Raw genomic sequence first — 25475 nt, 5'->3', positions numbered from 1 at the left:
TCTTGACGACAAGCGCGACTGATCGCAGATAAGGCGCCATGAAGGCATCTCAAGCAGAAATATTGATCGTTCCCGGCTATACCAATTCCGGTCCGGACCATTGGCAGAGCCGCTGGCAGAGCAAATTGTCGACCGCACGGCGGGTGGAGCAGGCCGAATGGACCAAACCCGTTCGCGAGGATTGGGTCGACCGGCTGGTGGAAGAGGTCAACCGGGCAGAAAAGCCGGTCGTGCTCGTCGCCCATTCGCTTGGCGTGCCCACGGTCATCCACGCCGTTCCGCATTTTCGTCGTCCCGTGGCCGGTGCCTTCCTGGTCGCACCGCCTGACGTGGCCAACCCTGAGATCAGGCCGAAACACCTGATGACTTTCGGCCCCTATCCTCGTCTGCGCCTGCCCTTTCCGACCTTGATGGTCGCCAGCCGCAACGACCCTTTCGGCACCTATGAACACGCCGACGATATCGCCAGGGACTGGGGCGCGCTCCTGGTCGATGCCGGTGAAGCAGGGCATATCAATGCCGAGTCCGGCCATGGTCCCTGGCCGGAGGGCACCATGGTGTTTGCTCAGTTTCTTGCCAAACTAGCCGACGGCTCCGAAAGCCAGTCGCCGCAGCCCTGAGCGCCATCACGACTTATCCATGGCTTTCTGAGGCCACGCATTTCGCGCAACGGCGCTGGCGTGCTAGAAGGAATAAGCGGCGTGCCGTGAAGCCTGCGATTCTTGCCAACCATGGGATCGGGAACAGGTCGGCCGCTACAGCAGCGCCATAAGCCGGAAACGGGTGCGGCTAGAAAAACAAGGAAGGGGCAAGAGCCGGATTGTGAAAAGCCGCGTTTTCCTTTATGGACCGCCTCAACCAGTAGACAGAGCGTCCCCAATAGACCGAGCGTCTTATGTGCGACGCCAAGAATAGAGACAAACCGTCATGAACCGTCGCCGCCGTATTTACGAAGGCAAGGCCAAGATCCTGTATGAGGGTCCTGAGCCGGGCACGCTGATCCAGTTTTTCAAGGACGATGCGACCGCTTTCAATAAGAAGAAGCATGACGTCATCGACGGCAAAGGCGTGCTGAATAATCGCATTTGCGAATATGTCTTCACGCACCTGAACAAGATCGGCATTCCCACCCACTTCATCCGCCGCCTCAACATGCGCGAGCAGTTGATCAAGGAAGTGGAAATCATTCCGCTTGAGATCGTCGTGCGCAATGTCGCCGCTGGATCGCTGTCAAAGCGTCTTGGGATCGAAGAAGGCGTGGTCCTGCCGCGCTCGATCATCGAATTCTACTACAAGTCGGATGCGCTGGAAGACCCGATCGTCTCGGAAGAGCATATCACAGCCTTTGGCTGGGCAAATCCCGCCGAGCTTGACGACATCATGGCGCTCGCCATCCGCGTGAACGACTTCCTGTCGGGCCTGTTCCTTGGTATCGGCATCCAGCTCGTCGACTTCAAGATCGAGTGCGGTCGTCTCTATGAAGGCGACATGATGCGCATCGTGCTGGCCGATGAAATTTCGCCCGACAGCTGCCGCCTTTGGGACGTCGAAACCCACGAGAAACTGGACAAGGACCGCTTCCGCCACGATATGGGCGGCTTGCTGGAAGCCTATCAGGAAGTGGCGCGCCGCCTCGGCATCATCAATGAAAACGAACCCGTTCGCGGCACCGGGCCGGTTCTGGTCAAGTAGTTCTGGAGACATATCGTGATTAAGGCTCGCGTCACCGTTACGTTGAAAAATGGCGTTCTGGACCCGCAAGGCAAGGCCATCGAAGGTGCGCTTGGCGCACTCGGCTTCGACGGCGTCAACCAGATCCGCCAGGGCAAGGTCTTCGACCTGACGCTCGACGGCACTGACAAGGCTGCCGCAGAAGAGTCCCTGAAGGCCATGTGCGAGAAGCTGCTGGCCAATACGGTGATCGAAAACTACGCGATCTCGATCGCCTGAACCAAAGAGACCTGGGAGCCGCCGCCATGAAATCCGCCGTCGTCCAACTGCCTGGCCTGAACCGCGACCGCGACATGATCGCGGCGCTGACCAAGATTTCAGGCACGGCTCCGATTACCGTCTGGCAGACGGAAACCGAGATCCCGGATGTCGACCTTATCGTCATTCCCGGCGGCTTCTCCTACGGCGATTACCTGCGTTGCGGCGCCATTGCTGCACGCATGCCCGTCATGCAGGCGATCAAGGCCAAGGCCGAACAGGGCGTAAAGGTTCTCGGCGTCTGCAACGGCTTCCAGATCCTGCTCGAAGCCGGCATGCTGCCGGGCGCGCTGATGCGCAACGCGTCGCTGAAATTCGTTTGCCGCGAGATCAAGCTCGAAGTCGCCAATGACGAGACGGACTTCACCCGCGCCTATGCCAAGGGCCAGATTATTCGCTGCCCGGTCGCTCATCACGACGGCAATTATTTTGCCGACGCCGAGACACTGGCTGCCATCGAAGGCAATGGACAGGTGGTGTTCCGCTATGCCGAGGGCACCAATCCGAACGGCTCGCTCAACGATATTGCCGGCGTCATCAATACCAAGGGCAATGTACTTGGCATGATGCCGCATCCAGAAAACCTGATCGAGGCCGCGCATGGCGGCAATGATGGACGCGGCCTGTTCGCATCCGCCCTCGACGTTATCGCCGCGGCCTGAGATCCGGCTGTTGATACTTCGCCCCCAAGCAGATCCGGTCCTTTTGATGCGCAAACCTCTGATGCTGATTGCCCTTGCCGGCCTCGCCGCGCTTGGCGCGTGCAAGCCAACTCCGCCCGCCTCCGTCAGGCCGCAATCCGCTCTTGACGTCATGGAACGGGTGATGGTCAATGCCTCGTCCTGCTGGTTCCGCTCGGGCGATCCTGCGTTTAAGGCCTACCGGATGGATGCAGAGCTGACATCCTATTCCGGCCAGCCGCGCATCCTGCTTGTGCGTAAGGGCACGGGCGATATCCGACCGCATCTGGTCGTCATGGCACAGGGCTCTCCGGCAAAGCTGCAGGCCTTTGGTCCTATGATGGACGAGCCGCTTGCGGGCCGGGTCTCCGCCGACGTCAAACGTTGGGCCAACGGCTCCTCCGCCTGCCATTGAGACCCTCTGCGGTTTGACCCCTAGCGATTAACGGTGTTAGTGACCATTTCGTCACTGTGTTTTCCAGCGAAAATTGGCAGATTGATCCCGGACGAATCATAGTGATTCGGATGAGGATTTTTTATGCAAATGATTGCGCTGTCTGCTGTGAAGACATCTATTATGGCCGGGCTTTTGGCCTCTGTTTTCACCGCCCAGGCAGCCCTTGCCGACGAGCACCTTTTCGACGAACTTCGCTTTGGTGCGGTCAGTTCCATCCAGGGCCATGAGCATGGTGCGGCCGGCGAAGTGACGCTGTTTTTCGATCCCTTCGGCCATGATGCCGCCACCGGCTTTCTCGACAGCCTGTCGCGCCCCAGGGTCCATGTCGGTGGGGAAATCGGTGCCGACAACATCAACAACCAAGCCTATGCCGGCTTGAGTTGGACAGCCAATCTGTTTTCCTCAAAGGCCTTCATCGAAGCTGGCTTCGGCGGCGTCATCCACGACGGGGCGATCGACGATCGTCATCGCAACGGCCCTGATCTCGGCTGCCGGGTTCTTTTCCGCGAATATGCCGCAGTCGGTTACCGGATCAACCAGACGTGGAGCGTGATGGGCCAGATCGAACACGCTTCAAATGCCGATCTTTGCGATCCGAATGATGGAATGACCCGTGCTGGTGTCATGGTCGGCTACAAATTCTAAAAGACAAGGCGAGAGCGAATAACATTTCGCCTCCTCTGCCTCTATATAGCCGACCGGACCACGGTCGCCTCGATCATTCTCGATCAGAAGAGATAGATCGACTTACGCAGTTCCCTGCGCGCTTCGTGCTGTGTGATACCAACATCGCGCAGCAGATGATCGTCGAGTTCCGCGAGAGCCCGACGGGAGCAGCGCTTACGGTACCAGAGTGCGAGCTCGGACATCAGTACACCGATTGCTCGAATCGGTCTGCTCGAACTTGCCCGAACCCACTGCGTGCCTGCTCCACCTGAGATGCCACGCCCGCTGCTGCTTTCCGACCGCGCCGGAATTGTATCTATTGTCACCATTTCAATCACCGTCAGGCTGCCCAAAATTCCCTATTGCGGGGTTGTCATCCGCATATAGATAGATACAATTGGGTAGAGAATACTGACAATAAGGATAATTGTCATGGTAACACATTGGGTGCCCGACCTGTCGACCGCAGAGGGACCGCTCTATATCCGGATCGCCGACAAGGCTGAAGCGGATATCAAAGCCGGCCGCCTGACTTCAGGGGCAAAATTACCACCGCAGCGGGATCTGGCCTATGACTTGAAGGTGACAATCGGGACAATTACCCGCGCCTATGCTCTTTTACGAGAGCGCGGGCTGGTGACGGGCGAAGTTGGGCGCGGAACATATGTTCAAGCCGGTCTCAACGATGGCACGGCTGACGTCCACCGCGATCACGTGACCCTCACCTATGGCGGCACACGGACACTATCGCCGCCTCCAGGGAAGCTGCGCTTTGACACGACTGCAGCGATCGATGTTGGGCAGGCTGACATGATCGGCAGACTGATGACCGACATCGCCCGCGATCAGCCGGACGAAATTGCCAGCTATACCCGCACGCTGCTGCCGAACTGGCTGGAGGCCGGCCGTCGTTGGCTGTCCAATGGCGACTGGAGCCCGGAGCCTGCCAATATCGTTCCACAGATGGGTGTGCATGCCGGTGTGAACGCGGTGATTGCTGCGATCAGCGGCACCGGCGACCGGATCGTGTGTGAGCACCTGACCTATTCACAGATCGCCCGCAGCGGCATGCTGATGGGGCGGCAGATCGCGCTGGTGGAATCGGACCATGACGGTATCCTGCCTGAGGATTTCGAGCGGGTCTGTGCCCGCGAACATCCCAAGGCCGCCTTCATCATGTCATCAGGACAGAATCCGACGCTATCCTGCCTGCCTCTCTCGCGCCGCCAGGAGATCGTTGACATCGCCCGGCGCTACAATGTCTGGCTGATCGAAGATTATATCTATGGCGGCATGGTCGGCGATGGCATTCCGCTCCTGGCGCAATTGGCACCCGACCGGACCTTTCTTCTCAACAGCCTGTCGAAATCGGTCGCGGCCGGCGTGCGCGGCGGCTGGGTTGCTTGCCCTGATCATATGAGCCAGCGGGTGCGCGTCACTCAGAAAATGGTCTGCGGCGGCCTGCCCTTCCTGTTGGCAGAGTTGTCGGCACGGCTGGTGCTGTCAGGCGCTGCCGACGAGATACGTCTCAAGGTTCTGGAGGAATTGGCGGCGCGGGAACAGATCGTGCGGCAACTCTTTGCAGGGTTCGAGTTCCGGTCGCATCCGCGTCTGCCCTACTTCTGGCTGAAACTGCCGGAACCGTGGCTGTCGGGCACCTTCAAGCAGGCGGCGCTGGATAATGGCGTGCTTGTCGATGACGAAGACGAATTCAAGCCAGCTCGTTCGTCGCGTGTGTTCCACCACATCCGCGCCGGCTTCAGCGAGGGCCGTGACCGTAGCATCGCCGAGGCAGGGTTGATCACACTCCGCAGAATTCTCGACCAGACACCGGTCGGCAGCACCGCCACATTGTGACGATGCTTGACACAGCTGATGTCAGATAACCGTCAGCGTCCAGTTGACGATATCGCCGCTGACCTTGGCGAAAGCCTGCGACAAGGCGTTGATCAGGGCCTGGTTATCGCCGCCGCGCGCCGGAACGCTGGCGGAAAATACCTTCTGCGCGATGACGGTGCCGTTGCGGTCGTTGAGCAGCTTGACCGAGATCTCAACATTGGCGCGACGGCCGCCGGCAGCTTCAACTTCGAAGGTTCTGATGTCTGAGATCAACTGGTAGTCGATCGCCAGCCCCTGCCCGGGCTTGCCGACGCCGCCGAGCTTGCCGGTATTTTCGAAGGCCTCGACCAGTTTCGACTGTACCATGCGCGGCAGCTTGTCACTCCACTGCGACTTGGCCAGATACTGCATTTCCGTGCCTGATACCCGCACGACTATCATGTCGCTGTCGAGCACTTTCAAAGCCGTCGGATCAGCAACCAGCACCTGACGCTTCTGGGCAGCCTGAGTGGTCGTCACCGCCTTGATGCTGGCGAGGTCATAGGTGTCGTTGGGCGTCGTGCCGCAACCAACGAGAATTGCGCCGACGATCGACAGGGCGCAAGCGGCGCGCAAGGCTGCCACAGGACGCAGAACCGCTAAAGAATACCCCATCATCTGTCCCTTTTCTGCCGAGATACCGGTCACCGTCTCGTCCGCCCATCATATTGCTTCACATTGTCGCCGCCGAAGATCAGCCGCTGCGGATCGCGGTCAAAATTACTGATCGTGTCGTCCAGGTTCTTCACCGTGCTGCGCGTGTCGTTGACCAGCGACTCGATGTTCTTCAGGCCTGTGCTGGAGAACTTCGACAGGTTATCGGCAATCGGACCGATCTTCTGGTTGAGATTATCAGCCACCGCTCGGATCGACTGCAGCGTGCGCTTGGCTTCGGCCGACAGCGAATTGGTGTCGTCGGAGCCGAGCAACGCATCGACCTTGGCAAGAATGCCATCGACACGGGTCGATGCATTGTTGAGGCGGTTGGAGAGCTGCGTGAAATCGCTGATCGCCTGGTCGATATCAGGGCGACGTTCCTTGAAGGTCTGCGTCACCGACTGGACATCTGCCGCCGCTTCCCGTGCGCTGGCGACAGCAACGGACACGTCATCGACAACACGAGAGACCTTCTGCGTATCAATGGCAGCGACCAGTCTGTTGACTTGGTCGAGCGTACCTTCAGCCTTGACGCCAAAATCGTTGAAGGTCTTGGCCGTTGCCGAGAAGTTATCGACGGCAACGCCGACCTTGTCGGAGGCATCGGCGATCTTGCCAGTAAAGGTCTCGGCATTGGTCAGGATCTGGTTGACCTTGTTGCGGTCGACGGCCTTCAGCAGATCTTCGGCAGCAGCGAGCGTTGAATCCAGCCGGCCGGACAGCCCTGTGACCGTATCCGACAGAGCGCTGACGCTCTTCAGGAATTTGTCGATCCCGTCCGCATTGTCGGCCAGCGCCTTGGAAAAGGTCTCGGCATTGCGCATCGTATTGGTCAGAGGTCCACGTGCATCGGCAACGAAGCCCTGAACGTTGCCGATCGCATCGTCAGCGCGCTTCATGATCTTGTCGGCCGTGGCGAGAAGATTGGTCAGGCTGGATTGATCAGCAACAAGCACCGCCTGCTTGCCGGTGTCCTGAGCCTTTTTCAACAGATCTTCCCCGCCGACCCCGCCGGACATTTCCACATAGGCCGCACCCGTCAGGCCCTGAACTTCAAGCGCCGCCTTGGTGTTCGAACGAATCGGCGCATCCTGCTGCACTTCGGTCTGGGCAATGGAGAAGGCCGGATCGTCACGGTCGATGCTGAGGCCCACGACGGAACCGATCTGAATACCGTTGAACCGCACCGGCGAGCCGACGCTCAAGCCATTGGCGGAGCCGGGAATGCGGATGGTCAGCGGATAGGTCGGGCCGCCACGGCCGTATTCGGCCATCCAGTAGACGAAACCAAAGGCCGCAAGGATCACGAGAAGCGTGAAAAAACCGACGATGGTATAGTTTGCTTTGGTTTCCATAGGATCTCAATCACTCGTCCGGGCATTGGCGCTTGAACCGCGCGTCGTGTCCTGATGTTTGGGAATGGAGCGCGCCCGCTTGCCCCGGAAGTAGGATTTGACCCAGGCATCGTCGCAGGCCAGCATATCCGTTAACGGTCCTTCAACCAAGACTCGTTTCTGGCCAAGCACGGCGATGCGGTCGCAGACCGAAAACAGGCTGTCGAGGTCATGGGTAACCATATACACCGTGAGGCCCAGCGTATCACGCAGCCGGGCGATCAGGTCGTCGAATTCGGCGGCCCCGATCGGATCGAGGCCTGAGGTCGGCTCATCGAGGAACACAAGGTCCGGATCGAGGGCTAGCGCGCGCGCCAGGGCCGCACGCTTGATCATGCCGCCAGATAGTTCCGATGGATATTTGTCGCCGGCGTCGGCGGGCAGGCCGACCATCTGGATTTTCAGATAGGCAAGCTCGTCCATCAGGACCTTCGGCAGCTTCAGATATTCCCGCATCGGCAGCTGGATGTTTTCCTTGACCGTCAGCGCCGAAAATAGCGCGCCGTGCTGGAAGAGCACGCCAAGCCGCGTGTCGAGATTGGAGCGTTCCTCAGCACTGACCGCATCGTAATCGGCGCCGAGAATATGGATCTGGCCGGAACGGCGCGGCAACAGCCGCAGCACTGTGCGCATCAGCACCGACTTTCCAGCGCCGGAGGCGCCGACGAAGCCAAGAATTTCACCTCTGTAGACATCGAGGTCGAGATTATCGAGTACCAGCTTGTCGCCAAATCCAACGGTCAGGCCGCGCACGGACAGCACGGCCTCGCGGCCATTGCTGCCTTCGAGCGGCTCGATCGTCGGGTTGTTGTCCTCGTGTTGCGGTTCCACGGCAGCCCCTTAAAAATTGATCGCGGCGTAGAACACGGCAAACAGCCCGTCCATCAGGATGACGACGAAAATCGACTTCACCACCGATGCCGTCACATGCTGGCCAAGCGATTCTGCGCTTCCGCCAACCTTCATGCCTTCGACAGCTGCAACGATGCCGATGACGACGGCCATAAACGGCGCCTTGATCAGACCGGCAGCGAAGGTGGCATAGTCCACCGCGTCATGCAGGCGGGTGACGAACACCTGGAAGGTGATGCCGGAATAGGCGAGCGACACGACAGCCGCACCGTAAAGTGCTGCGAAATTGGCGATGATCGACAAAAGCGGCAAAGCAATAACCAGCGCGATAATGCGCGGCAGAACCAGAACACCGACAGGATTAAGGCCGATGACCTTTAGCGCATCCACTTCCTCGCGCATCTTCATCGAGCCGATTTCGGCGGTGATCGCACTGCCGGATCGGCCGGCAATCATGATTGCGGTCAAGAGCACGCCGATTTCGCGCAATTGCAGAATGCCGACCAAGTCGACCACGAACACTTCCGCGCCGAAATAGCGAAGCTGGAAAGCGCCCTGCTGGGCAATAATCGCGCCGATCAGGAAGGACATCAGCAGGATGATCGGGACGGCCCTCACCCCCATGTGATCGAGTTGATTGACGATCGAGGCAATCGAGGCGCGTCCACCACGCTTTTCCTTGGATTGAGCGCCGCGCACGGCCGAGCCGAGCACATAGCTCATCGCCAGGACGTCCTGCATGAGATTGACGCTCATGTGGCCAAGCGGATCGAAAATCTTTTGCATCAGTGGCCGGCGCACCACGATCTTATCTGGTAGCGGCGGCTGTTCCGGCAGAGCTGAAATCAGCTCGCGCATGGCGTCCGTACCGCCGACGATGCGTACTTCGTTCTTCTCACCGGCACCGAGCTGCATGCGCCGGATGATCCAGGCGCCCGACGTATCGAGCGTGGAAATGCCTGAAATGTCGATTTCGACGCAGCCGCCCGAAGGATCGCGGCTTTCGAAGTCGTCGCGCATCTTCAGAAGCTTGGGCATGACTGTATCAAGCGTGGTATTGCGCCACGGGCCGCTCAGCCGGAAGCGTTCTCCGGCCTGCCCCTCCAGCTGTTCAGCATCGACAGCGGCATTGTCCATTTGACCGGAACTCAAAGCATACACACTTTCAAAGCCATCACTCACGGAGAGGCCAAGCCTTCATTGGCTTGCTGACGATGACTATATATCTTTCCTACGCGACAATTCTACCGATCCCTACAGGGAAAAGTGTTGAGTCACCGCGCGGCAACACTTCGATTCACAGACTTTTATCCGTGATAACCAATTCACACTCCCAGTCGGGCAGCCTTGGTCTCGGTTGCCGGGCTATCCACAGGAAACATGCGAATCGGTTCCGGTAGCGCCAACTGGCGCGGCTGGGCGGCGGCATCATAGCGCGTGCCCCATTCGATCAGTTCGAAGGTGCCATCATGATGCTCGGCAATGGCCGTGCAGCTTTCGACCCAATCGCCGGTATTGATATAATGAATGCCACCGACGTCTTCCATTACGGCGTGATGAATATGGCCGCAGATAACGCCGTCGACTTCGTTGCGCCGTGCTTCCTCGGCAACGACTTTCTGAAACTCGCCGATGAAATTGACGGCGTGCTTCACCTGCAGCTTTGCCCAGGCGGAAAAGGACCAGTAGGGCATGCCGAGGCGGCGGCGCACAGCGGCCAGCACGACATTGACGGCGATGGCCATGTCATAGGCCCAGTCACCCATATAGGCGAGCAGGCGGGCGTTGCGCACGACCACGTCAAACTGGTCGCCATGCAACACAAGGTAGCGCTTATTATCGGCGGTCTCGTGGATCATGCGGTCGAGCACTTCGATGCCACCGAAATGGGTCCCAGGAAAACCCCGTAGGAATTCGTCGTGATTGCCAGGGATATAGACGATCCGCGTACCCTTGCGGGCCTTGCGCAGCAGCTTCTGCACCACGTCATTGCAGCCCTGCGGCCAGTACCAACTGCGTTTCAACCTCCATCCATCGACGATATCGCCGACCAAGATGATGGTGTCGGCGTCATAAACCCGCAAAAAATCGAGCAAAAAGTCGGTTTTCGCGGCTTTTGAGCCGAGATGCACATCGGAGATGAACAGGGTTCTCACATGCCGTGTTTCGGTGTCGTCACTCACGGGAATGATCCTTTTACGGTCTGCGTTTCCTTGTCCTCAAAATCAGACTCGTGTTTCAGGATGATGACATCCGGGACACGCGCCGCGAGCGCGATTGCCACCGCACACAGAAATATGTTCTGGTCCATGGAACGATTTGTTGTATGAGGGGGGAAGAGATGAACGACGAACCGGCAAGAAGCATGACCGACGACAAGACAAAGACAAATGCGCCCGCCTCTGGCGATCTCGACGAACAGGCCCTGTTCTACCATCTGCATCCGCGCCCCGGTAAACTGGAGATACAGGCGACCAAGCCGCTTGGTAACCAGCGCGACCTGGCGCTTGCCTATTCGCCCGGCGTCGCTGCGCCTTGCCTTGCCATTCGCGACAATCCGCAGGCTGCCGATGACTACACCGCCCGAGCCAATCTGGTCGCGGTGATTTCCAACGGCACCGCCGTGCTGGGCCTCGGCAATATCGGTCCACTTGCCTCCAAGCCAGTCATGGAAGGCAAGGCTGTCCTGTTCAAGAAATTCGCCGGCATCGACGTGTTCGACATCGAAGTCGACGCCATGACGGTCGAGGGCATGGTCTCCACCGTCGCGTCGCTGGAGCCGACCTTCGGCGGCATCAATCTCGAGGATATCAAGGCGCCGGAATGCTTTGAAATCGAGCGCCAGCTGCGCGAAAAGATGAATATTCCTGTCTTCCATGACGATCAGCACGGCACTGCGATCATCGTTGCCGCCGCTATCCTGAATGGCCTGGAACTGGCCGGAAAAGACATTGGTAACGTCAAGATCGTCGCTTCGGGCGCCGGTGCTGCGGCGCTGGCCTGCTTGAACCTTCTGGTTGCATTGGGCGCCAAGCGCGAGAACATCTGGGTTCACGATATCGAAGGCCTGGTCTACAAGGGCCGCAACGAGCTGATGGATCCCTGGAAAGAGATCTATGCGCAAGACAGCGACAAGCGCGTGCTGGCCGAGAGCATCGGCGGCGCCGACGTCTTTCTCGGCCTGTCGGCTGCCGGCGTTTTGAAGCAGGAACTGCTCGAGCAGATGGCGCCAAGCCCGCTGATCATGGCGCTTGCCAATCCAAAGCCTGAAATCATGCCGGAAGAGGCTCGCGCCGCACGTCCGGACGCAATGATCTGCACCGGCCGCTCCGATTATCCGAACCAGGTAAACAACGTCCTGTGCTTCCCCTATATCTTCCGCGGTGCATTGGATTGCGGCGCGACCACGATCAACGAAGAAATGAAGATGGCCGCCGTCAAGGCGATTGCCGCCCTCGCGCGCGAAGAAATCTCGGAAGTGGCCGCCAAGGCCTATAGCGGCGACTCGCCGACCTTCGGGCCGGAATACCTGATCCCCTCGCCTTTCGACCCGCGCCTTATCCTGCGCATTGCGCCTGCCGTTGCCAAGGCCGCCGAGGAATCCGGCGTCGCCCGCCGGCCGATCGCCGATTACGACAGCTACCACGATACGCTGAGCCGGTTCGTATTCCGCTCCGGCTTCGTGATGAAGCCGATCTTCGCCAATGCCAAGGATGCCGCCAAGAAGCGGGTCATCTTTGCCGAAGGTGAAGACGAGCGCGTGCTGCGCGCCGCCCAGGTCCTGCTGGAAGACGGTATTGGCGAACCTATCCTGATCGGCCGTCCGCAGATCATTGAAACCCGCCTGAAGCGGTTTGGCCTTCGCATCCGTCCCGGCACCGATTTCGCCATCGTCAATCCGGAAGACGATCCCCGCTACCGCGAATATGTGGAAGACTATGTCGCGCTGGTCGGGCGTTCGGGCGTCAATCCCGAGGCTGCCCGCACCATCGTGCGCACCAATACCACCGTAATCGGCGCGCTGTCGGTCAAACGTGGTGAAGCCGATGCGCTGATCTGCGGTGTCGAAGGTCGTTTCGACCGCCACGTCCACGACGTAGGGCAGATCCTTGGCAAGAAGCCGAATGTGCGTGATTTCTCCGGCCTCAGCCTGCTGATTTCCCAGCGCGGCGCGTTTTTCATGACGGATACGTTCGTTACGGAAAACCCGTCTGCCGAGGAAATTGCCGAAATGACCATTCTGGCGGCCCAGACCATTCGTCAGTTCGGGATTACGCCGAAGGCAGCGCTGCTGTCGCATTCCAACTTCGGCTCGCGCAAATGCGAAAGCGGCCGCAAGATGCGCGCCGCGCTGGAAATCCTGCGCCATGAAGCGCCTGATCTGGAAGTAGACGGCGAAATGCAGGGCGGCTCGGCCCTGTCGGAAGTCCTGCGCCGTCGCGCTATTCCGGACAGCACGCTGTCAGGCGAAGCCAATCTGCTGGTCTTCCCCAACCTCGATTCGGCCAATATCTCGCTCGGTCTGGTGCGCATGATGACAGACGCGCTGCATGTCGGCCCGATCCTGCTCGGCGCGGCTCAGCCGGCACATGTGCTTTCCAGTTCGGTGACGTCGCGCGGTGTCGTCAACATGGCGGCGCTGGCAGTGGTTGAGGCAAATCAGCAGGCCTAAGGCTGATCCATCTCCACCGATATAGCGACAAAAAGGTCCCGGTTCTGATCAGAGCCGGGGCCTTTTTCATGCGACTTTGCCACACGCACTCATTCACGCCACCTCGAATATTGCTGTTGCGAAGGACGCCGCTTGGCGTTTGAACGCCCCTACCCTATGTTGACGTCAGAAACACCGTATTTTTCGCCCTTTTATTCATGGAGCAGCATGCGCGCTATCGCTTCCCTTGTTCTGGCCTCATCCTGCTGCATCGGCCTCCTGACAGCCGAGCCAGCATGGGCGGCGGCAAGTTGCGAGGCGCTGCGGGCCGAACTGGCGCAAACCCCTATCGTAATCGGCAATGCCCAAGGTGTCCGTGCCTTTTCAGGCGCGGTGACGCGCCAGGATTTCGAGATCCGCAAATTGCAGCGCAGCATGCAGCAGGCTGGCTGCTCTTCCAGTATCGCCGTGCTCGATGCCAATGGCCGAGACATCTGCGCACCGCTGCAGGACAGCCTTGCCGCCATGGAAGCAAACAAGCGACAACTGCTGGATGAGCGCAACGCCGTCAGCATGAAGGGCGGCGTCAATCCCCGCCGGCAGGAGATCCTGACGGAACTGTCGGCCAACGGCTGCGACGCGGTCGAGGCCGCCGTCACGACGGAGCCCGAGGACGAGCAATCGACACCACGCCCTTACGAAGCGCCTGTATATCCTGACTATCCGCTTCGTAGCGAAGCACCGGTCGCAGGCTCTTCGCAAGGCATGATGCTGCCATCTGGCTCGGGCGGTTACAGGACGCTGTGCGTGCGCACTTGCGACGGGGGCTTTTTCCCGATTTCGCCAAGCACGGCGCCGCGCGATTTCGGCCGTGATGCCGAGACCTGCAGTAGGCTCTGTCCCGGCACAGAAACCGAACTCTACTATTCGCGCCTGACGGAAGAGGCCAAGGACATGGTCTCGACAATCACTGGTCAACCCTATCGCGACATGCCAAATGCCTTCGCCTATCTCAGCCGTGCGCCAGGTGCCACCGGCCAGTGCAGCTGTACCCATGCGGGTCCGGAAAGCGCACCTGCCAATGCCGTGCAGGCATCGACTAGCGGATCTTCGATCATCTCGATCACCTCAGGAAAAACGACGCCGGCACCGTCCTCACCCCTGATAGCCCCGGGCGCTGCCGACAAGTCCCCTCTCAACACGATGGCGCAACCCGACGGCTCCAAGCCAGCGTCAGAAAGCCAGCCCTATGATGCAGGCAGGCAGAGCGTTCGTAAGGTTGGGCCGACCTTCCTGCCCTCGAGTAGCACCCAGATCGACCTTGTGCATCCGGCCCTACAAGGCGCTCAACCCGTGCAGGAATAGAGTGTCGCAGGACACTCGAGCGCGGTTTGCGCGTTGAAAAACCGTGACGCCCGCATTTGAGCGTCATGCTGCGCCGTCTACTGAAACTCGAAAATCTGTCGGAACATGCCGGGTGCGATGATCGACAATGGATTGACGATCAGATGCGGCGCATCGACGGGACCCTTCAATTTGAAGGTGATTCCAAGAAGACCTCGATCGCGACCATTGCCGAGAATGCTGCCGATGATCGGCACTTCTGCAAACAACCGGTTCAGGCCGTAGGCCGGCATGAACGTGCCGGTCATTTCCATCTGGCCACGGGCATCCTTGATCAAGCCCTGGAATGAGGCCCCGACCTGCTCACCGCGCACGATACCATTGTCCGTACGCAGTACACCATCCTGATAGATCAACCGGGCAAAGGCGCGCTGGAATTTTTCCGAACTGACATCGAGGTCGCGCTTTACGGCCGTGTTCAGACTACGGCCGTCATCGGTCGCCGGTGTCGTGACGATCTTTTGCAGACGATCCTCATTTTCGACCCGGAAATTGCGCAGGTCGACATTGCCCATCCAGTTCTTGCCGATATCGCCGCGGATCTTCACGTCCAGCATGCCGCCACGCATATGGCTGTAGAGGTCGACGAAGCGGGCAAGCGTGCCAGCGTCGCTTGAGATCAACGAGACATCATTGCCATAGGACGCCTTGGAAGACTGGACGACCACCGCCTGTCCCGTGTCTGTCAGCGCGCTTAGCTTTAACGCCGTAATCGCCCCGGCACGGGAGCCATAGAGAAGCTTGACGCCGGATAGCGCCTCGTCGTTGAAGCCGACCAGTTTGTCGACATCGATATTGATATCGACATCCGTCGAACTGCTCTTGCCTTCCGCACCACCTGAACCTGCCGATCCGGCACCGCCACCTTTAAGCTTCTTCAGGAACGCGCGGCCATCCAGGCTGCTGCCACGGATCTTGGCATTTATCACGCCCTTGTTCACCTGGACCGAAAGACCGAAGTCGTCCGCAGCGGCGAGCTTCATGTGATCGAGATCCGCTTCGACCAATCCGTTCGCCTTCGATACCACCAGCTTTCCGGATGCTCCGAAACCGTCGCCATCGAGTACGAATTTATCCAGCGAGGACACGCCATTCTTGTCCTGCAGTTCCATCGACACCTTGGCAGGAATGCCGGCCCCTTTGCTCCAGCCGATCACAGGCAGAGTCAATGTCGCGCGAGACAGGTCGCTTTTCACTGATTGTCTGTTTTCATCGAGGCGCGATATTTCGAGGTCGATGGTTCCGGTGACGATATCGCCAAGTCCTGGTACCATCTTGGCGCGTTGGCTGTCGTTCAACTGGGCCTTTACCGTCCAGGACGGCGGGCGCGTCGTATTGCGCTCGACGGGCTGGGTCAGATCGATCTGCGCCGGCACGCCGTCGATTTCGCCGTTACCATGCAGGATGGCATTCATAGGGTCGACGGTGAGTGTGCCATCAAAATCGGTAATCTTGCGATCGAGGTAAGGTCGCTTGAGGGCAACACCGCTCAGGTCCAGCGAAGCCTTCCAAACTTCTGGCGGCGGCTTCTGATCGGCAATGATGCCGCCGTAGAGCTGAACGTCTGCCTTGATCTGGCCCGAAAAATCTTCCGGCACGAATTCCGTCCGCTGCAGCGCCTGCATCGGCTTGAAAGTTGCCAACTCCGCCATGGCATCGGCGGCACCGCTGACCGTCACGGCGATATTGGCCATAAGAGGTTTGGCATAGGTATTCGCGACGCCGAACGATCCCTTTTCGACCCTGACTTTGCGGCCGGACGGGAAATAGGAGGTGCCGCCGTCGATCCTCACTTCCATGTCCTGGCCACTCAGATCAAAATGGCCGTTAAGATCGCGGATCGGCGGCAGATCGCCGGTCACGTTCATCCGCGCTCCCGAAATATCGAAAGCGATCTTCAACTCGTCGGCATTCAGGTTGAGCGGCTGCGGAATGGCTTTCATTCGCCCAGCCGGAATCAAGACATCGATGGAGGCATTGCTGAGCGTGCCGCCGAACAGATTGGCCAGCACCCAGGCGCGCGGCTTGGAGGCCATCCAATAAGGCCAGAGCTGTTTGACCATCGCGGTCCGCATCTCGAAAAGCTTGCCGCTAAACCGGATTTCCGGCGAGGCGTCGCCAAACTGGACATCGACGGTCGATTGCATCGTGCCGTGCGGAGTCGACACCGTCAATTCTCGCACCCCGAGATGACGCTTGCTGGGAATAAACTCGCCGAACGCCTTGACAGAAAAAGGAAAAGCCTCTTCGCCCGCTGCTTCCACCGAAGCTGTACCGCGATCGATCAGCAGATCGATGCCGATGCCTTGCGCCCCGGGCGTTGCAGACTGAAGTCGATCGAGATCAACGAAACCACCCGTCAGCGGAATGTGGGTTGGACCGAAGTCCAGTTCAGAAGGTCGAATTTCAGCCGTCAGCTTGTCAAAGTCATAAGCGAGGTTGATATCCGCCCGTGTCAGTTCCTGCTGATCTCCGTCGATATACAGCAGTCCGTTTTCGGTGCGCAGTCGCGCCGACAAGGCAGGCTTCTGGGTTTCAGACTGCCGCACCGCATAGAAATCGATATTGATCGCCGTATCGGCGCCGTCGCGCCAAACGCCGGTTGGCGTGCGCTTGATCAGGAAGGGTGTGGCAATCAGGTCGGTGACCGTCGCGGTCAGCGAGGTGGTGCGGGTGCCATTGGCCGAGGCCTCGGCAGCAATCGTACTGACTTTGCCGTTAATCGATGTCGTGCCTTGGATCGCCAGTGAACCGTCCTTGCGGCGGGTCATGATCAGGTCCTCCACCTGAACATCGACCGGCTTTCCTATCCCGTCCTTTGCGGGAATGGTGATGCCACCAAGCCGAAGCCGATCCAGCCCCCCGCGCACGATGAAGCCACGCACGTCATCGAGATTGGAAAACAAGGTTTCCATGAAGGGCGGAAAACGGTCGATTCGCAGCGTCGACAGATCCGTATCGCCGCCTGCCAGTACCCGTGACGTATCGAAATCGATACCGGTGACGTCGATTTCCGTAACGGAAACCTTGCCCATGATCAGCGATAGAGGGTCGATGACCAGCTTCACGTCGCCGGCTTTCGACACCACTTGGCCCGTCTTGGGATCGGTCAGCGTCACATTCTCGGCAGCGACCGCCAAATGCAGATTTTGCGAAAGGCGAATAGAAGTCTTGTCGATATCGGCCTTGAGATCGTCACCGATCGCGGACTGAAAAGCAGCCCGCGCACCAGTGGACAGCGCCTGGTCTACGGTGCCCGTTTCGATGGCAATGGCCGCCGCCCCTAGCATTGCCATAAGGGACAGCAAGAGATAGGCGAAAAACCGCAATATCCGGGTCACAAACCCGCGTCGGCGCGGGCAATGCACGATCAAAGGATCTTCAGCCTGCGAAGACGGGAGCGTCTCCAGGGAAACAATGTCGCTTTTGCGAAAACGAATCTTCTCGCCCCGGATTTCTCCCATGCCTTGGCTCGCATCTCCGTTTTTTGCAGCTCGACGGACTGTGACCGCTCTGGCAACCTTTTGATTCCAATGAACTCAACGGCTTGCGACAGGTGGTGCGACGATGAGGCCGCCCGCGTTTCCCGTCGAAATCCCTTGCACTGGACGCGCATCGTCTGCGCTATATATCCGCCCCCGGCCTATATTTCCACAAAACAGGCAAAAGAAAGGTACCAGCATGGCTGAATTGTCGATTGGGGATGCCGCCCCGGATTTTACCCTGCCGCGAGACGGCGGCGCCACGGTAAGCCTCTCCTCCCTGAAGGGCAAACAGGTGGTTCTTTATTTCTATCCGAAGGACGATACGAGCGGCTGCACGACCGAGGCCACCTCCTTTACCGCGCTGCTGCCTGAATTCGAAAAGGCCGGTGCAGTCGTGATCGGCGTTTCGCCGGATTCAGTGAAAAGCCACGATAAATTCGTGGCTAAGCACGGCTTGTCCGTCGTGCTCGGCTCCGACGAGGAAAAAACCACGCTGGAAGCCTATGGCGTGTGGAAGGAAAAGAGCATGTACGGCAAGACCTATATGGGGGTCGAGCGCAGCACATTCCTGATCGACGCCGACGGGCGCATTGCCGCCGTCTGGCCGAAAGTGAAAGTTGCCGGCCATGTCGAGGCGGTGCTGAAGGCTGTGCAGGAACGGTCTGCCGCCGCCGCGTAGTTTTTGCGGAATGGATCGTTTCGGATTTATGCTGTAGAAGCGCCGCATGTCTACCAAAGCGATCAAAACCTTGCGGGCGGGTGCGACGATGGCAATCGTCGCACCCGATCTCGATTTGAAAATCAGCCTTGCCCAGGAGACGGCCCGCCGTTGGCATGGTCGATCGCTATCTTTGCGGTCACCGCTCGATCCGCCTTTACCAGACCGACCTGGCCGGCCGGAGAAACCTGTGTTGGTGCCGCCGAAAGCTACGGAAAAGCGCTCCCTGCACACGCTGAAGGGCCGGATCGCCATGCTGCATTCGCTGGCGCATATCGAACTCAATGCCGTGGATCTCGCGCTCGACATCGTGGCCCGGTTTGCCAGTGAGCCCGTGCCGAATTCGTTTTTTGACGGCTGGATGCAGGTCGCCTTCGAGGAGGCCAAGCATTTCGGCATGGTGCGTGACCGGTTGCGCGCCCTTGGAGCTGATTATGGCGACATGCCGGCCCATGATGGGCTTTGGCAAGCCGCCCACAGCACCCGCGACGACCTGACGGCACGGCTTGCGGTCGTCCCCCTCATCCTCGAGGCCCGCGGCCTGGACGTGACGCCTTCGCTACAGGAGAAAATGCGCGAGACCGGCGACATCGAAAGCGCAGATGTGCTGAAGGTGATCTACGAAGACGAAAAGGGCCATGTCGCCGTCGGCGCCAAATGGTTTCGCTTTCTCTGCGCGCGCGAACGGCGCGATCCAGCAAAGACCTTCCAGCAACTGGTCCGGGCCAATTTTCGCGGCGCCCTGAAGGCACCGTTCAACGATGTCGCCCGAGCCGAGGCCGGCCTGACACCCTCCTTCTATCGAGCGCTGTCTTCAATCAGCCATGCCTGAAATGGCAACCGTTTGTTAACCTTAACAAGCTGTAATCGGTCCCGATAGAATCGGGTGCAGATTGCGGATCTCAATGTCCATTGCCCCCCGATCCAAGTGGTTTTCCTGAGCGGTGAGCGAGGCGGCATGACGAAGACAGGCAGCCGGAAAGGCTTCAGCAGGCGCCAGCGCCAGCCGCATGTGCTCATCCTCGCGTCTGGAGACACAATCCGCCATATGACGCTGCGGCCGTGGATGGCGGGTGCGGCGCTCGGCTTGGTCGCGGCCGCAATCACAGGCTATCTCGGCGCAACGTCGTATCTCGTCATGCGTGACAACTTGATCGGCGCCTCCATGGCTCGGCAGGCCATGCTGCAACACGAGTACGAAGACCGGATTTCAGCCCTGCGCGCTCAGGTCGATCGCGTAACATCAAGGCAGTTGCTTGATCAGCAGGTGGTGGAAGAAAAACTCCAGACCCTGCTTGAAAAGCAGATGGCGCTATCGGCGCGCTCCGGCAAGCTGGGAACGCTGCTGGACAGGGCGGAAGATTCCGGCCTGATGCCGCATGAAGCCGCGAGCGCTCCCGATAAGGCAGCCGCTCTCGAGCCATCGGGCAAGACCAAGGGCCTGCCCGTGCTCAGCCGAATGCTCGACGGCGCCACGGCCGACAGTGCTGAAAGCGAAGGCTCTGCCCTGGGGTTCGCGCCGGTGCGCGAGAGCGGCGCAGATCGCGCCGACAGAGTGTTCCGCAATGTCACATTGTCGCTGAAAACCATTGAACAGCAGCAGAAGTCCAACATTCTGAACCTGACCGCCGAGGCGAGCGACAAGGCGAGCGCGATCGAATCCGTGCTAACCAACAATGGCATTCGCGTCGACACGGAGGCAGCCGGGAAGGATGCCATGGGCGGCCCTCTCGTTGAAGCGGACCCGAAGCTTGGTCTCGACACGAGCCTTGATGCCCTTGATGGCGCGCTGAACCGCCTGGAAGCTGCACGCGAGACGGCAAAGGATATGCCCTTTGCAAATCCAGCCGCCAGCCATGAGATCACCAGCCCGTTCGGCAACCGGCCCGATCCGCTGCTGGGCCGGCTTGCCATGCACACCGGTATCGATTTTCGGGCAAGCAATGGGTCGCCGGTCAAGAGTGCAGGTGCCGGTACCGTCGTCACCGCCGGTCCGACAGGTGGCTATGGCAACATGGTCGAGATCGATCACGGCCAAGGGGTCACGACCCGCTATGGCCATATGTCGAAGATCCTGGTGCAGGCTGGTGAGAAAGTCGATCCCGGCCAAGTCGTAGGCCTGTCCGGTTCCACAGGCCGCTCCACAGGGCCGCACCTGCATTACGAAATCCGCAAGAACGGGGTTCCGATCAATCCCACCGGCTTTCTCGCCGCTGGCCTGACGCTGCAATCCGTTATCCAGTAGGGCTTTCAATCGTTCCGAAGGCCAGCCTTAACGCTGGGCAACCCGTTATTCACCTTTGGCTGCTAGTTTTGCGGTGGGGACAGATAAATTCGGGGATCGGGCGCAGCCGTGGGCAGCCCTAACATACGGAGTTTACAAGGATTATGTGGCTTGAACTGCATGACGGCGATGGTTTTCCCTTCTTCGTCAACATGAGCAATGTTGTCGATTTCCGGTGGTATGAGCGCGAGGGTTATACCTGCCTGCTGACAACGGCGCCGGTGGCGGAAAAGCTACACCGCGTCTATGTGCGCGAGAGCGCTACACAGATCATGCAGATGATCCGTCAGGAACAGCAACGGCAGGCAGGCAGGCTCGTCGGAGCCTGACGCCAATCTGCGCCGTCCATGGCACCGGAACCAATGCCTGTCCGGTTCATTTCGAGCTGCATGGACGCAGTGCTCAACGAATTCTTTCCCGCCCACCAAATTGCCTATCCTGTCGTCGCGATGCGAATCGTGGGCGCCCTGCTGCTCGGCGCGTTGATCGGCTTTGAAAGGGAAGCGCATGAGAAGGCGGCGGGGCTACGCACCCATGTGCTGATCTCGCTATCGGCTTGCGTCTTTGCCATCGTCGCCCTCGAAGCCGCCCATCTGCCGATGCTCGCCACAAGCTCCGCCCGGGCCGATCCGCTGCGCGTAGTCGAAGCCGTGACCTCCGGTGTCGCCTTTCTGGCCGCCGGCATGATCGTGTTTTCCAGGGGCCGCGTGCGCGGGCTAACGACTGGTGCCGGCATGTGGCTTGCCGGCGCTGTCGGCCTCGCAATCGGCTTCGGTTTCTGGATGATCGCAACGATGACCGCCATCTGTTGCGCCGTCGTCCTCGGGTTGATCCGCAAACTTGAAGATCATGATCGGCGCCGCGAGACAAAGCGTCATGACAAGGATGGCTGATCCAGACGCAAGCGCCATGCGTAACCTCCCGTAGATGCAGATGAATTAGCGAGACCACCATGCCCGTTTCCACGCCCGCCGCAACGCTCCTCTGGTTTCGCAAGGACCTGCGCCTTGACGATAACCACGCGCTGCAGGCTGCTCTGGACCGTGGCAATCCCGTCATTCCCGTCTACATCCGCGAGCTGGAAGACGCCGGAACCGGCCCGCTTGGCGCCGCCCAGGCTTGGTGGCTGCACTATTCGCTGGCAAACCTTTCCAAGGCTTTGGAAAAGCTAGGCAGCCGGTTGATCCTGCGCCAAGGCGCTGCCGAAAAGGTGTTGCGGGCGTTGATTGAAGAAACGGGCGCCGACGCCGTGCATTGGAACCGGCGCTACGACCCAGCAGGCATGGCCATTGACAAGGAGATCAAGGCCGCACTGCGCGCCGATGGTCTGCAGGCCGTCAGCCATGCCGGTTTCCTGCTGCACGAGCCCTCGAAAGTCGAGACGGGAGCCGGCGGACCGTTCCGGGTCTATACGCCGTTCTGGAGGGCACTCGAAAAGCAGGGCGACCCACCGCCGCCTGTCGACGCCCCGAAACATTGGCACAATCCCACGCAATGGCCGAAGAGCGAGCGGCTGGCAGACTGGCACTATTTGCCGACCAAGCCGAACTGGGCCGTCGAATTTGACAGCGTCTGGACACCCGGGGAAACCAGTGCGCATCAGCGGCTGAAGCAGTTCATCGACCGTGGCATCAGGAACTACAAATCGCAGCGCGACTTTCCGTCCCTACCCCACACGTCAGGTCTGTCACCGCATCTGGCGCTTGGCGAAATCTCCCCTGCCCGCATCTGGCACGCCACGATCGGCCTTGGAGATGATGTCGGAACGGACGACTATGTGCATTTTCGAAAAGAGTTGGTCTGGCGCGAATTTTCTTACCACCTGCTCTACCATTTCCCCAACCTTTCCAGCCGCAACTGGAATGCCCGCTTCGATAGCTTTCCCTGGAAAACGGACAGTGCCTCCCTCACAGCCTGGCAGCGCGGTGAAACCGGTTATCCCATTGTCGATGCAGGTATGCGCCAACTCTGGCGCCATGGCGTAATGCACAACCGGGTACGGATGATTACCGCCTCCTTCCTGATCAAGGACCTGATGATCGACTGGCGTGAAGGCGAGGCCTGGTTTCGCGACACGCTCGTCGATGCCGATCCGGCCTCAAACGCGGCGAGCTGGCAATGGGTGGCGGGCTCCGGCGCCGATGCTTCGCCTTTCTTCCGGATTTTCAACCCAATCACCCAAGGCGAGAAATTCGATCCTGAAGGCGCTTATGTGCGGAAATTCGTGCCGGAACTGGCAAAGCTGCCGAACAAGCTGATCCATCGTCCGTTCGATGCTCCCTCGGACGTCCTGACGGCGGCTGGAATTACGTTGGGCAAGACCTATCCCAAGCCGGTGGTCGACCATGCCAAGGCACGTAATCTGGCGCTTGAAGCATTCAAGCACATGGGCGGCAAAGGCTGATTCCCGACCGTGTGAGATCCCGGGACAAAGCAAGGTTTTTCGGCAGGGTGCTGTCGCGCGAAAATGCATTTCTTGCAAGCTGAGGCTTGTAGACCGAAAACAGCGGCTCTACCTTGCGGGAAACAGAAAGCGCAATCATGGCATTCCACCCCTCCGTTCTCGACGCAATCGGCAACACGCCACTGATCCGGCTGAAGGCCGCATCTCAGGCCACCGGCTGCACCATTCTTGGCAAGGCCGAGTTTCTAAACCCAGGCCAATCCGTGAAGGATCGCGCCGCGCTCTACATCATCAGAGATGCCGAGCGGCGTGGCCTGCTGCGTCCGGGCGGCGTGATTGTCGAGGGAACGGCTGGTAATACCGGCATCGGTCTGACGCTGGTCGCCAAGGCGCTCGGGTACCGGACCGTGATCGTCATTCCGGAAACTCAAAGCCAGGAAAAGAAGGATGCGCTACGGCTGCTCGGTGCCGAACTGGTCGAGGTGCCGGCGGTGCCTTACAAGAACCCCAACAATTACGTGAAGCTCTCCGGGCGGCTTGCGGCCCAGCTTGCCAAAAGCGAGCCAAACGGTGCGATCTGGGCCAATCAGTTCGACAACACCGCCAATCGCGATGCCCATATTGAAACCACGGCGCGGGAGATCTTCGACGCGACCGGCGGATCGGTCGACGGCTTCATCTGCGCCGTCGGCTCGGGCGGCACATTGGCCGGTACGGGCATCGGGCTGCGCAACATGAAGCCCTCGGTCAAGATCGGCCTTGCTGATCCAGAAGGTGCTGCGCTCTATGAATTCTATACCAATAGCGAGCTGAAATCCTCGGGCTCCTCGATCAGCGAGGGCATCGGCCAGGGCCGGATCACTGCCAATCTCGAAGGTTTTACGCCTGATTACGCCTATCAGATCCCCGACAGCGAGGCGCTGCCGATCATTTTCGATCTGGTCGAGCACGAGGGCCTGTGCCTCGGTGGCTCCTCCGGCATCAATATCGCCGGCGCTATCAGGCTTGCGCGTGATCTCGGGCCCGGCCACACGATCGTGACGATCCTGTGCGACTATGGCAATCGCTACCAGTCCAAGCTCTACAATACCGCCTTCCTGAAGGAAAAGGGCCTGCCGCAGCCGACATGGCTGGGGCAAAAGCTCGATCTTTCCATCCCCTACGAGCCAATCTGAGCGCTCATTCGAGGACCAGCATGACCGATCATCCGCCGACTCTGCCGCTGTTTCGTGACGATTTTTATCTTTCGACGGCGGAGGCGGTCGTGACGTCAGTGCATGAAGACGGCGCCATCGAGCTCGACCAGACCTGTTTTTACGCCACGTCGGGCGGCCAGCCCGGCGATACAGGTTTGTTGGAGCGGGCGGATGGATCAATCATCAAGCTCGGCGACACCCGCCACGGCGCTGACAAGAGTGTGATCCTGCACCGGCCGCTCGACGGCGAGGCTCTCCCTGAAGTCGGCGAAAAGCTGGTGCTGCATGTCGACTGGCCAAGGCGCTATAAGCTGATGCGCATGCACACCGCCTGCCATCTTCTCTCCGTCGTCTGCCAGTTCCCCATCACTGGCGCTGCCGTGGGCGAGGATGAGAGCCGGGTGGATTTCGACATGACGGAGACGATCGACAGGGAAGCTGTCACGGCCGATCTGATGCAGCTGGTCGGCGAAAATCATCCGGTTTATCTGGAATGGATCACCGATGAGCAGCTGGCGGCCAATCCCGGCATCGTCAAATCCAAGAATGTGCGCCCGCCCGCCGGTTTGGGCCGTGTTAGCCTTGTTTGCATCGGGGAGAATTCATCCGTTGACAGCCAGCCCTGTGGCGGCACACATGTCTCGGAGACCCAGGAAGTCGGTGCGATTCATATCGCCAAAATCGAGAAGAAGGGCAAGGAGAACCGGCGCTTCCGTATTCGCTTCGGCACGCTGGACGCCTCTGCCTGACAAGCACGGAG

At 59.5% G+C, this 25475-nt stretch carries 24 protein-coding genes; 17 read left to right on the top strand and 7 right to left on the bottom strand.

The genetic code is table 11. The features are described 5' to 3' along the window. Positions 1 to 38 precede the first annotated feature (38 nt). The 6 genes from BJF91_RS19160 (at position 39) to BJF91_RS19135 (ending at position 3771) form a co-directional block, all read left to right on the top strand. Positions 39 to 620 (top strand): RBBP9/YdeN family alpha/beta hydrolase, encoded by a 582-nt coding sequence (locus BJF91_RS19160; RefSeq protein WP_075616149.1) that lies wholly within the window; start codon positions 39 to 41, stop codon positions 618 to 620. 307 nt (positions 621 to 927) lie between these two features. After that, positions 928 to 1692 (top strand): phosphoribosylaminoimidazolesuccinocarboxamide synthase, encoded by a 765-nt coding sequence (purC, locus tag BJF91_RS19155; RefSeq protein WP_075616148.1) that lies wholly within the window; start codon positions 928 to 930, stop codon positions 1690 to 1692. Between the two features lie 15 nt (positions 1693 to 1707). Then, entirely contained in the window at positions 1708 to 1950 is a 243-nt protein-coding gene (gene purS, locus BJF91_RS19150; protein ID WP_075616147.1) for a phosphoribosylformylglycinamidine synthase subunit PurS, read from the top strand. Positions 1951 to 1976: 26 nt separating this feature from the next. Next, positions 1977 to 2651 carry a phosphoribosylformylglycinamidine synthase subunit PurQ gene (gene purQ, locus BJF91_RS19145; protein WP_075616146.1) on the top strand — a complete coding sequence of 225 codons (675 nt, stop codon included), beginning with the start codon at positions 1977 to 1979 and terminating at the stop codon, positions 2649 to 2651. Positions 2652 to 2697: 46 nt separating this feature from the next. Further along, entirely contained in the window at positions 2698 to 3084 is a 387-nt protein-coding gene (locus BJF91_RS19140; protein ID WP_075616145.1) for a hypothetical protein, read from the top strand. A 123-nt stretch (positions 3085 to 3207) separates the two neighbouring features. Continuing rightward, entirely contained in the window at positions 3208 to 3771 is a 564-nt protein-coding gene (locus tag BJF91_RS19135) for an acyloxyacyl hydrolase (protein ID WP_075616144.1), read from the top strand. 83 nt (positions 3772 to 3854) lie between these two features. Here the strand turns inward: BJF91_RS19135 and BJF91_RS25060 are convergent, their stop codons facing one another. Beyond that, positions 3855 to 3995 (bottom strand): DUF1127 domain-containing protein, encoded by a 141-nt coding sequence (locus BJF91_RS25060; protein ID WP_162843888.1) that lies wholly within the window; start codon positions 3993 to 3995, stop codon positions 3855 to 3857. 229 nt (positions 3996 to 4224) lie between these two features. Here BJF91_RS25060 and BJF91_RS19125 point away from each other — a divergent pair, with 229 nt between their 5' ends. Continuing rightward, complete coding sequence (locus BJF91_RS19125) at positions 4225 to 5649, top strand: aminotransferase-like domain-containing protein (RefSeq protein ID WP_075616143.1); 1425 nt, start codon at positions 4225 to 4227, stop codon at positions 5647 to 5649. Positions 5650 to 5670: 21 nt separating this feature from the next. On the opposite strand, the gene BJF91_RS19120 is transcribed toward BJF91_RS19125, so the two are convergent. The 5 genes from BJF91_RS19120 to BJF91_RS19100 form a co-directional block, all read right to left on the bottom strand. Continuing rightward, positions 5671 to 6285: an ABC-type transport auxiliary lipoprotein family protein gene (locus tag BJF91_RS19120; protein WP_083943411.1), complete on the bottom strand. Its 615-nt coding sequence runs from the start codon at positions 6283 to 6285 to the stop codon at positions 5671 to 5673. A gap of 29 nt (positions 6286 to 6314) precedes the next feature. Beyond that, positions 6315 to 7682, bottom strand: a complete 1368-nt coding sequence (locus tag BJF91_RS19115) for an MlaD family protein (protein WP_075616142.1) — start codon at positions 7680 to 7682, stop codon at positions 6315 to 6317. A 6-nt stretch (positions 7683 to 7688) separates the two neighbouring features. Next, entirely contained in the window at positions 7689 to 8552 is an 864-nt protein-coding gene (locus BJF91_RS19110; RefSeq protein ID WP_234801673.1) for an ABC transporter ATP-binding protein, read from the bottom strand. Between the two features lie 9 nt (positions 8553 to 8561). Then, on the bottom strand, positions 8562 to 9725 hold the full coding sequence (locus tag BJF91_RS19105; protein WP_075616141.1) for an ABC transporter permease: 1164 nt from the start codon (positions 9723 to 9725) through the stop codon (positions 8562 to 8564). Between the two features lie 173 nt (positions 9726 to 9898). Further along, the gene (locus tag BJF91_RS19100; RefSeq protein ID WP_075616140.1) at positions 9899 to 10756 is read right to left on the bottom strand and encodes a UDP-2,3-diacylglucosamine diphosphatase; all 858 of its coding nucleotides are present in this window, start codon (positions 10754 to 10756) and stop codon (positions 9899 to 9901) included. Between the two features lie 182 nt (positions 10757 to 10938). On the opposite strand from BJF91_RS19100, the gene BJF91_RS19095 reads away from it, so the two are divergent. Together BJF91_RS19095 and BJF91_RS19090 are read left to right on the top strand one after the other, a co-directional pair. Next, positions 10939 to 13245: an NADP-dependent malic enzyme gene (locus BJF91_RS19095; protein ID WP_075616414.1), complete on the top strand. Its 2307-nt coding sequence runs from the start codon at positions 10939 to 10941 to the stop codon at positions 13243 to 13245. A 207-nt stretch (positions 13246 to 13452) separates the two neighbouring features. Further along, positions 13453 to 14589 carry a DUF2865 domain-containing protein gene (locus tag BJF91_RS19090; RefSeq protein ID WP_075616139.1) on the top strand — a complete coding sequence of 379 codons (1137 nt, stop codon included), beginning with the start codon at positions 13453 to 13455 and terminating at the stop codon, positions 14587 to 14589. Between the two features lie 77 nt (positions 14590 to 14666). On the opposite strand, the gene BJF91_RS19085 is transcribed toward BJF91_RS19090, so the two are convergent. Continuing rightward, the gene (locus BJF91_RS19085; protein ID WP_162843887.1) at positions 14667 to 17969 is read right to left on the bottom strand and encodes a DUF3971 domain-containing protein; all 3303 of its coding nucleotides are present in this window, start codon (positions 17967 to 17969) and stop codon (positions 14667 to 14669) included. Positions 17970 to 18309: 340 nt separating this feature from the next. On the opposite strand from BJF91_RS19085, the gene bcp reads away from it, so the two are divergent. From bcp to BJF91_RS19045, 8 genes are all read left to right on the top strand, one after another. Further along, entirely contained in the window at positions 18310 to 18792 is a 483-nt protein-coding gene (bcp, locus tag BJF91_RS19080) for a thioredoxin-dependent thiol peroxidase (RefSeq protein WP_075616137.1), read from the top strand. Between the two features lie 46 nt (positions 18793 to 18838). After that, the gene (locus tag BJF91_RS19075; RefSeq protein WP_075616136.1) at positions 18839 to 19663 is read left to right on the top strand and encodes a ferritin-like domain-containing protein; all 825 of its coding nucleotides are present in this window, start codon (positions 18839 to 18841) and stop codon (positions 19661 to 19663) included. A gap of 126 nt (positions 19664 to 19789) precedes the next feature. Next, the gene (locus BJF91_RS19070) at positions 19790 to 21076 is read left to right on the top strand and encodes a M23 family metallopeptidase (RefSeq protein ID WP_075616135.1); all 1287 of its coding nucleotides are present in this window, start codon (positions 19790 to 19792) and stop codon (positions 21074 to 21076) included. 143 nt (positions 21077 to 21219) lie between these two features. Next, a complete protein-coding gene (locus BJF91_RS19065; RefSeq protein WP_075616134.1) occupies positions 21220 to 21444 on the top strand; it encodes a hypothetical protein in 225 nt (74 codons plus the stop codon). A 60-nt stretch (positions 21445 to 21504) separates the two neighbouring features. Then, positions 21505 to 22008, top strand: coding sequence for an MgtC/SapB family protein (locus tag BJF91_RS19060; protein ID WP_083943410.1), 504 nt, complete (start codon positions 21505 to 21507; stop codon positions 22006 to 22008). A gap of 59 nt (positions 22009 to 22067) precedes the next feature. Then, positions 22068 to 23519, top strand: coding sequence for a cryptochrome/photolyase family protein (locus tag BJF91_RS19055; RefSeq protein WP_075616132.1), 1452 nt, complete (start codon positions 22068 to 22070; stop codon positions 23517 to 23519). Between the two features lie 137 nt (positions 23520 to 23656). After that, positions 23657 to 24694, top strand: coding sequence for a cysteine synthase A (locus BJF91_RS19050; protein ID WP_075616131.1), 1038 nt, complete (start codon positions 23657 to 23659; stop codon positions 24692 to 24694). Positions 24695 to 24714: 20 nt separating this feature from the next. Continuing rightward, on the top strand, positions 24715 to 25464 hold the full coding sequence (locus tag BJF91_RS19045; RefSeq protein ID WP_075616130.1) for an alanyl-tRNA editing protein: 750 nt from the start codon (positions 24715 to 24717) through the stop codon (positions 25462 to 25464). Positions 25465 to 25475 lie beyond the last annotated feature (11 nt).

The sequence above is a fragment of the Gillisella taibaishanensis genome (assembly GCF_001938985.1).
GTDB lineage: Bacteria > Pseudomonadota > Alphaproteobacteria > Rhizobiales > Rhizobiaceae > Allorhizobium > Allorhizobium taibaishanense.
This window is presented reverse-complemented; position numbering and strand designations above follow the sequence as displayed.

Coding starts and splice junctions, on each gene's coding strand:
- BJF91_RS19060 (WP_083943410.1), top strand. CDS start 21,505: ATGGACGCAGTGCTCAACGAATTCTTTCCCGCCCACCAAATTGCCTAT.
- BJF91_RS19140 (WP_075616145.1), top strand. CDS start 2,698: ATGCGCAAACCTCTGATGCTGATTGCCCTTGCCGGCCTCGCCGCGCTT.
- purQ (WP_075616146.1), top strand. CDS start 1,977: ATGAAATCCGCCGTCGTCCAACTGCCTGGCCTGAACCGCGACCGCGAC.
- BJF91_RS19065 (WP_075616134.1), top strand. CDS start 21,220: ATGTGGCTTGAACTGCATGACGGCGATGGTTTTCCCTTCTTCGTCAAC.
- BJF91_RS19055 (WP_075616132.1), top strand. CDS start 22,068: ATGCCCGTTTCCACGCCCGCCGCAACGCTCCTCTGGTTTCGCAAGGAC.
- BJF91_RS19090 (WP_075616139.1), top strand. CDS start 13,453: ATGCGCGCTATCGCTTCCCTTGTTCTGGCCTCATCCTGCTGCATCGGC.
- BJF91_RS19125 (WP_075616143.1), top strand. CDS start 4,225: ATGGTAACACATTGGGTGCCCGACCTGTCGACCGCAGAGGGACCGCTC.
- BJF91_RS19135 (WP_075616144.1), top strand. CDS start 3,208: ATGCAAATGATTGCGCTGTCTGCTGTGAAGACATCTATTATGGCCGGG.
- BJF91_RS25060 (WP_162843888.1), bottom strand. CDS start 3,995: ATGTCCGAGCTCGCACTCTGGTACCGTAAGCGCTGCTCCCGTCGGGCT.
- bcp (WP_075616137.1), top strand. CDS start 18,310: ATGGCTGAATTGTCGATTGGGGATGCCGCCCCGGATTTTACCCTGCCG.
- BJF91_RS19050 (WP_075616131.1), top strand. CDS start 23,657: ATGGCATTCCACCCCTCCGTTCTCGACGCAATCGGCAACACGCCACTG.
- BJF91_RS19095 (WP_075616414.1), top strand. CDS start 10,939: ATGACCGACGACAAGACAAAGACAAATGCGCCCGCCTCTGGCGATCTC.
- BJF91_RS19115 (WP_075616142.1), bottom strand. CDS start 7,682: ATGGAAACCAAAGCAAACTATACCATCGTCGGTTTTTTCACGCTTCTC.
- BJF91_RS19160 (WP_075616149.1), top strand. CDS start 39: ATGAAGGCATCTCAAGCAGAAATATTGATCGTTCCCGGCTATACCAAT.
- purC (WP_075616148.1), top strand. CDS start 928: ATGAACCGTCGCCGCCGTATTTACGAAGGCAAGGCCAAGATCCTGTAT.
- BJF91_RS19045 (WP_075616130.1), top strand. CDS start 24,715: ATGACCGATCATCCGCCGACTCTGCCGCTGTTTCGTGACGATTTTTAT.
- BJF91_RS19120 (WP_083943411.1), bottom strand. CDS start 6,285: ATGGGGTATTCTTTAGCGGTTCTGCGTCCTGTGGCAGCCTTGCGCGCC.
- BJF91_RS19070 (WP_075616135.1), top strand. CDS start 19,790: ATGACGAAGACAGGCAGCCGGAAAGGCTTCAGCAGGCGCCAGCGCCAG.
- BJF91_RS19075 (WP_075616136.1), top strand. CDS start 18,839: ATGTCTACCAAAGCGATCAAAACCTTGCGGGCGGGTGCGACGATGGCA.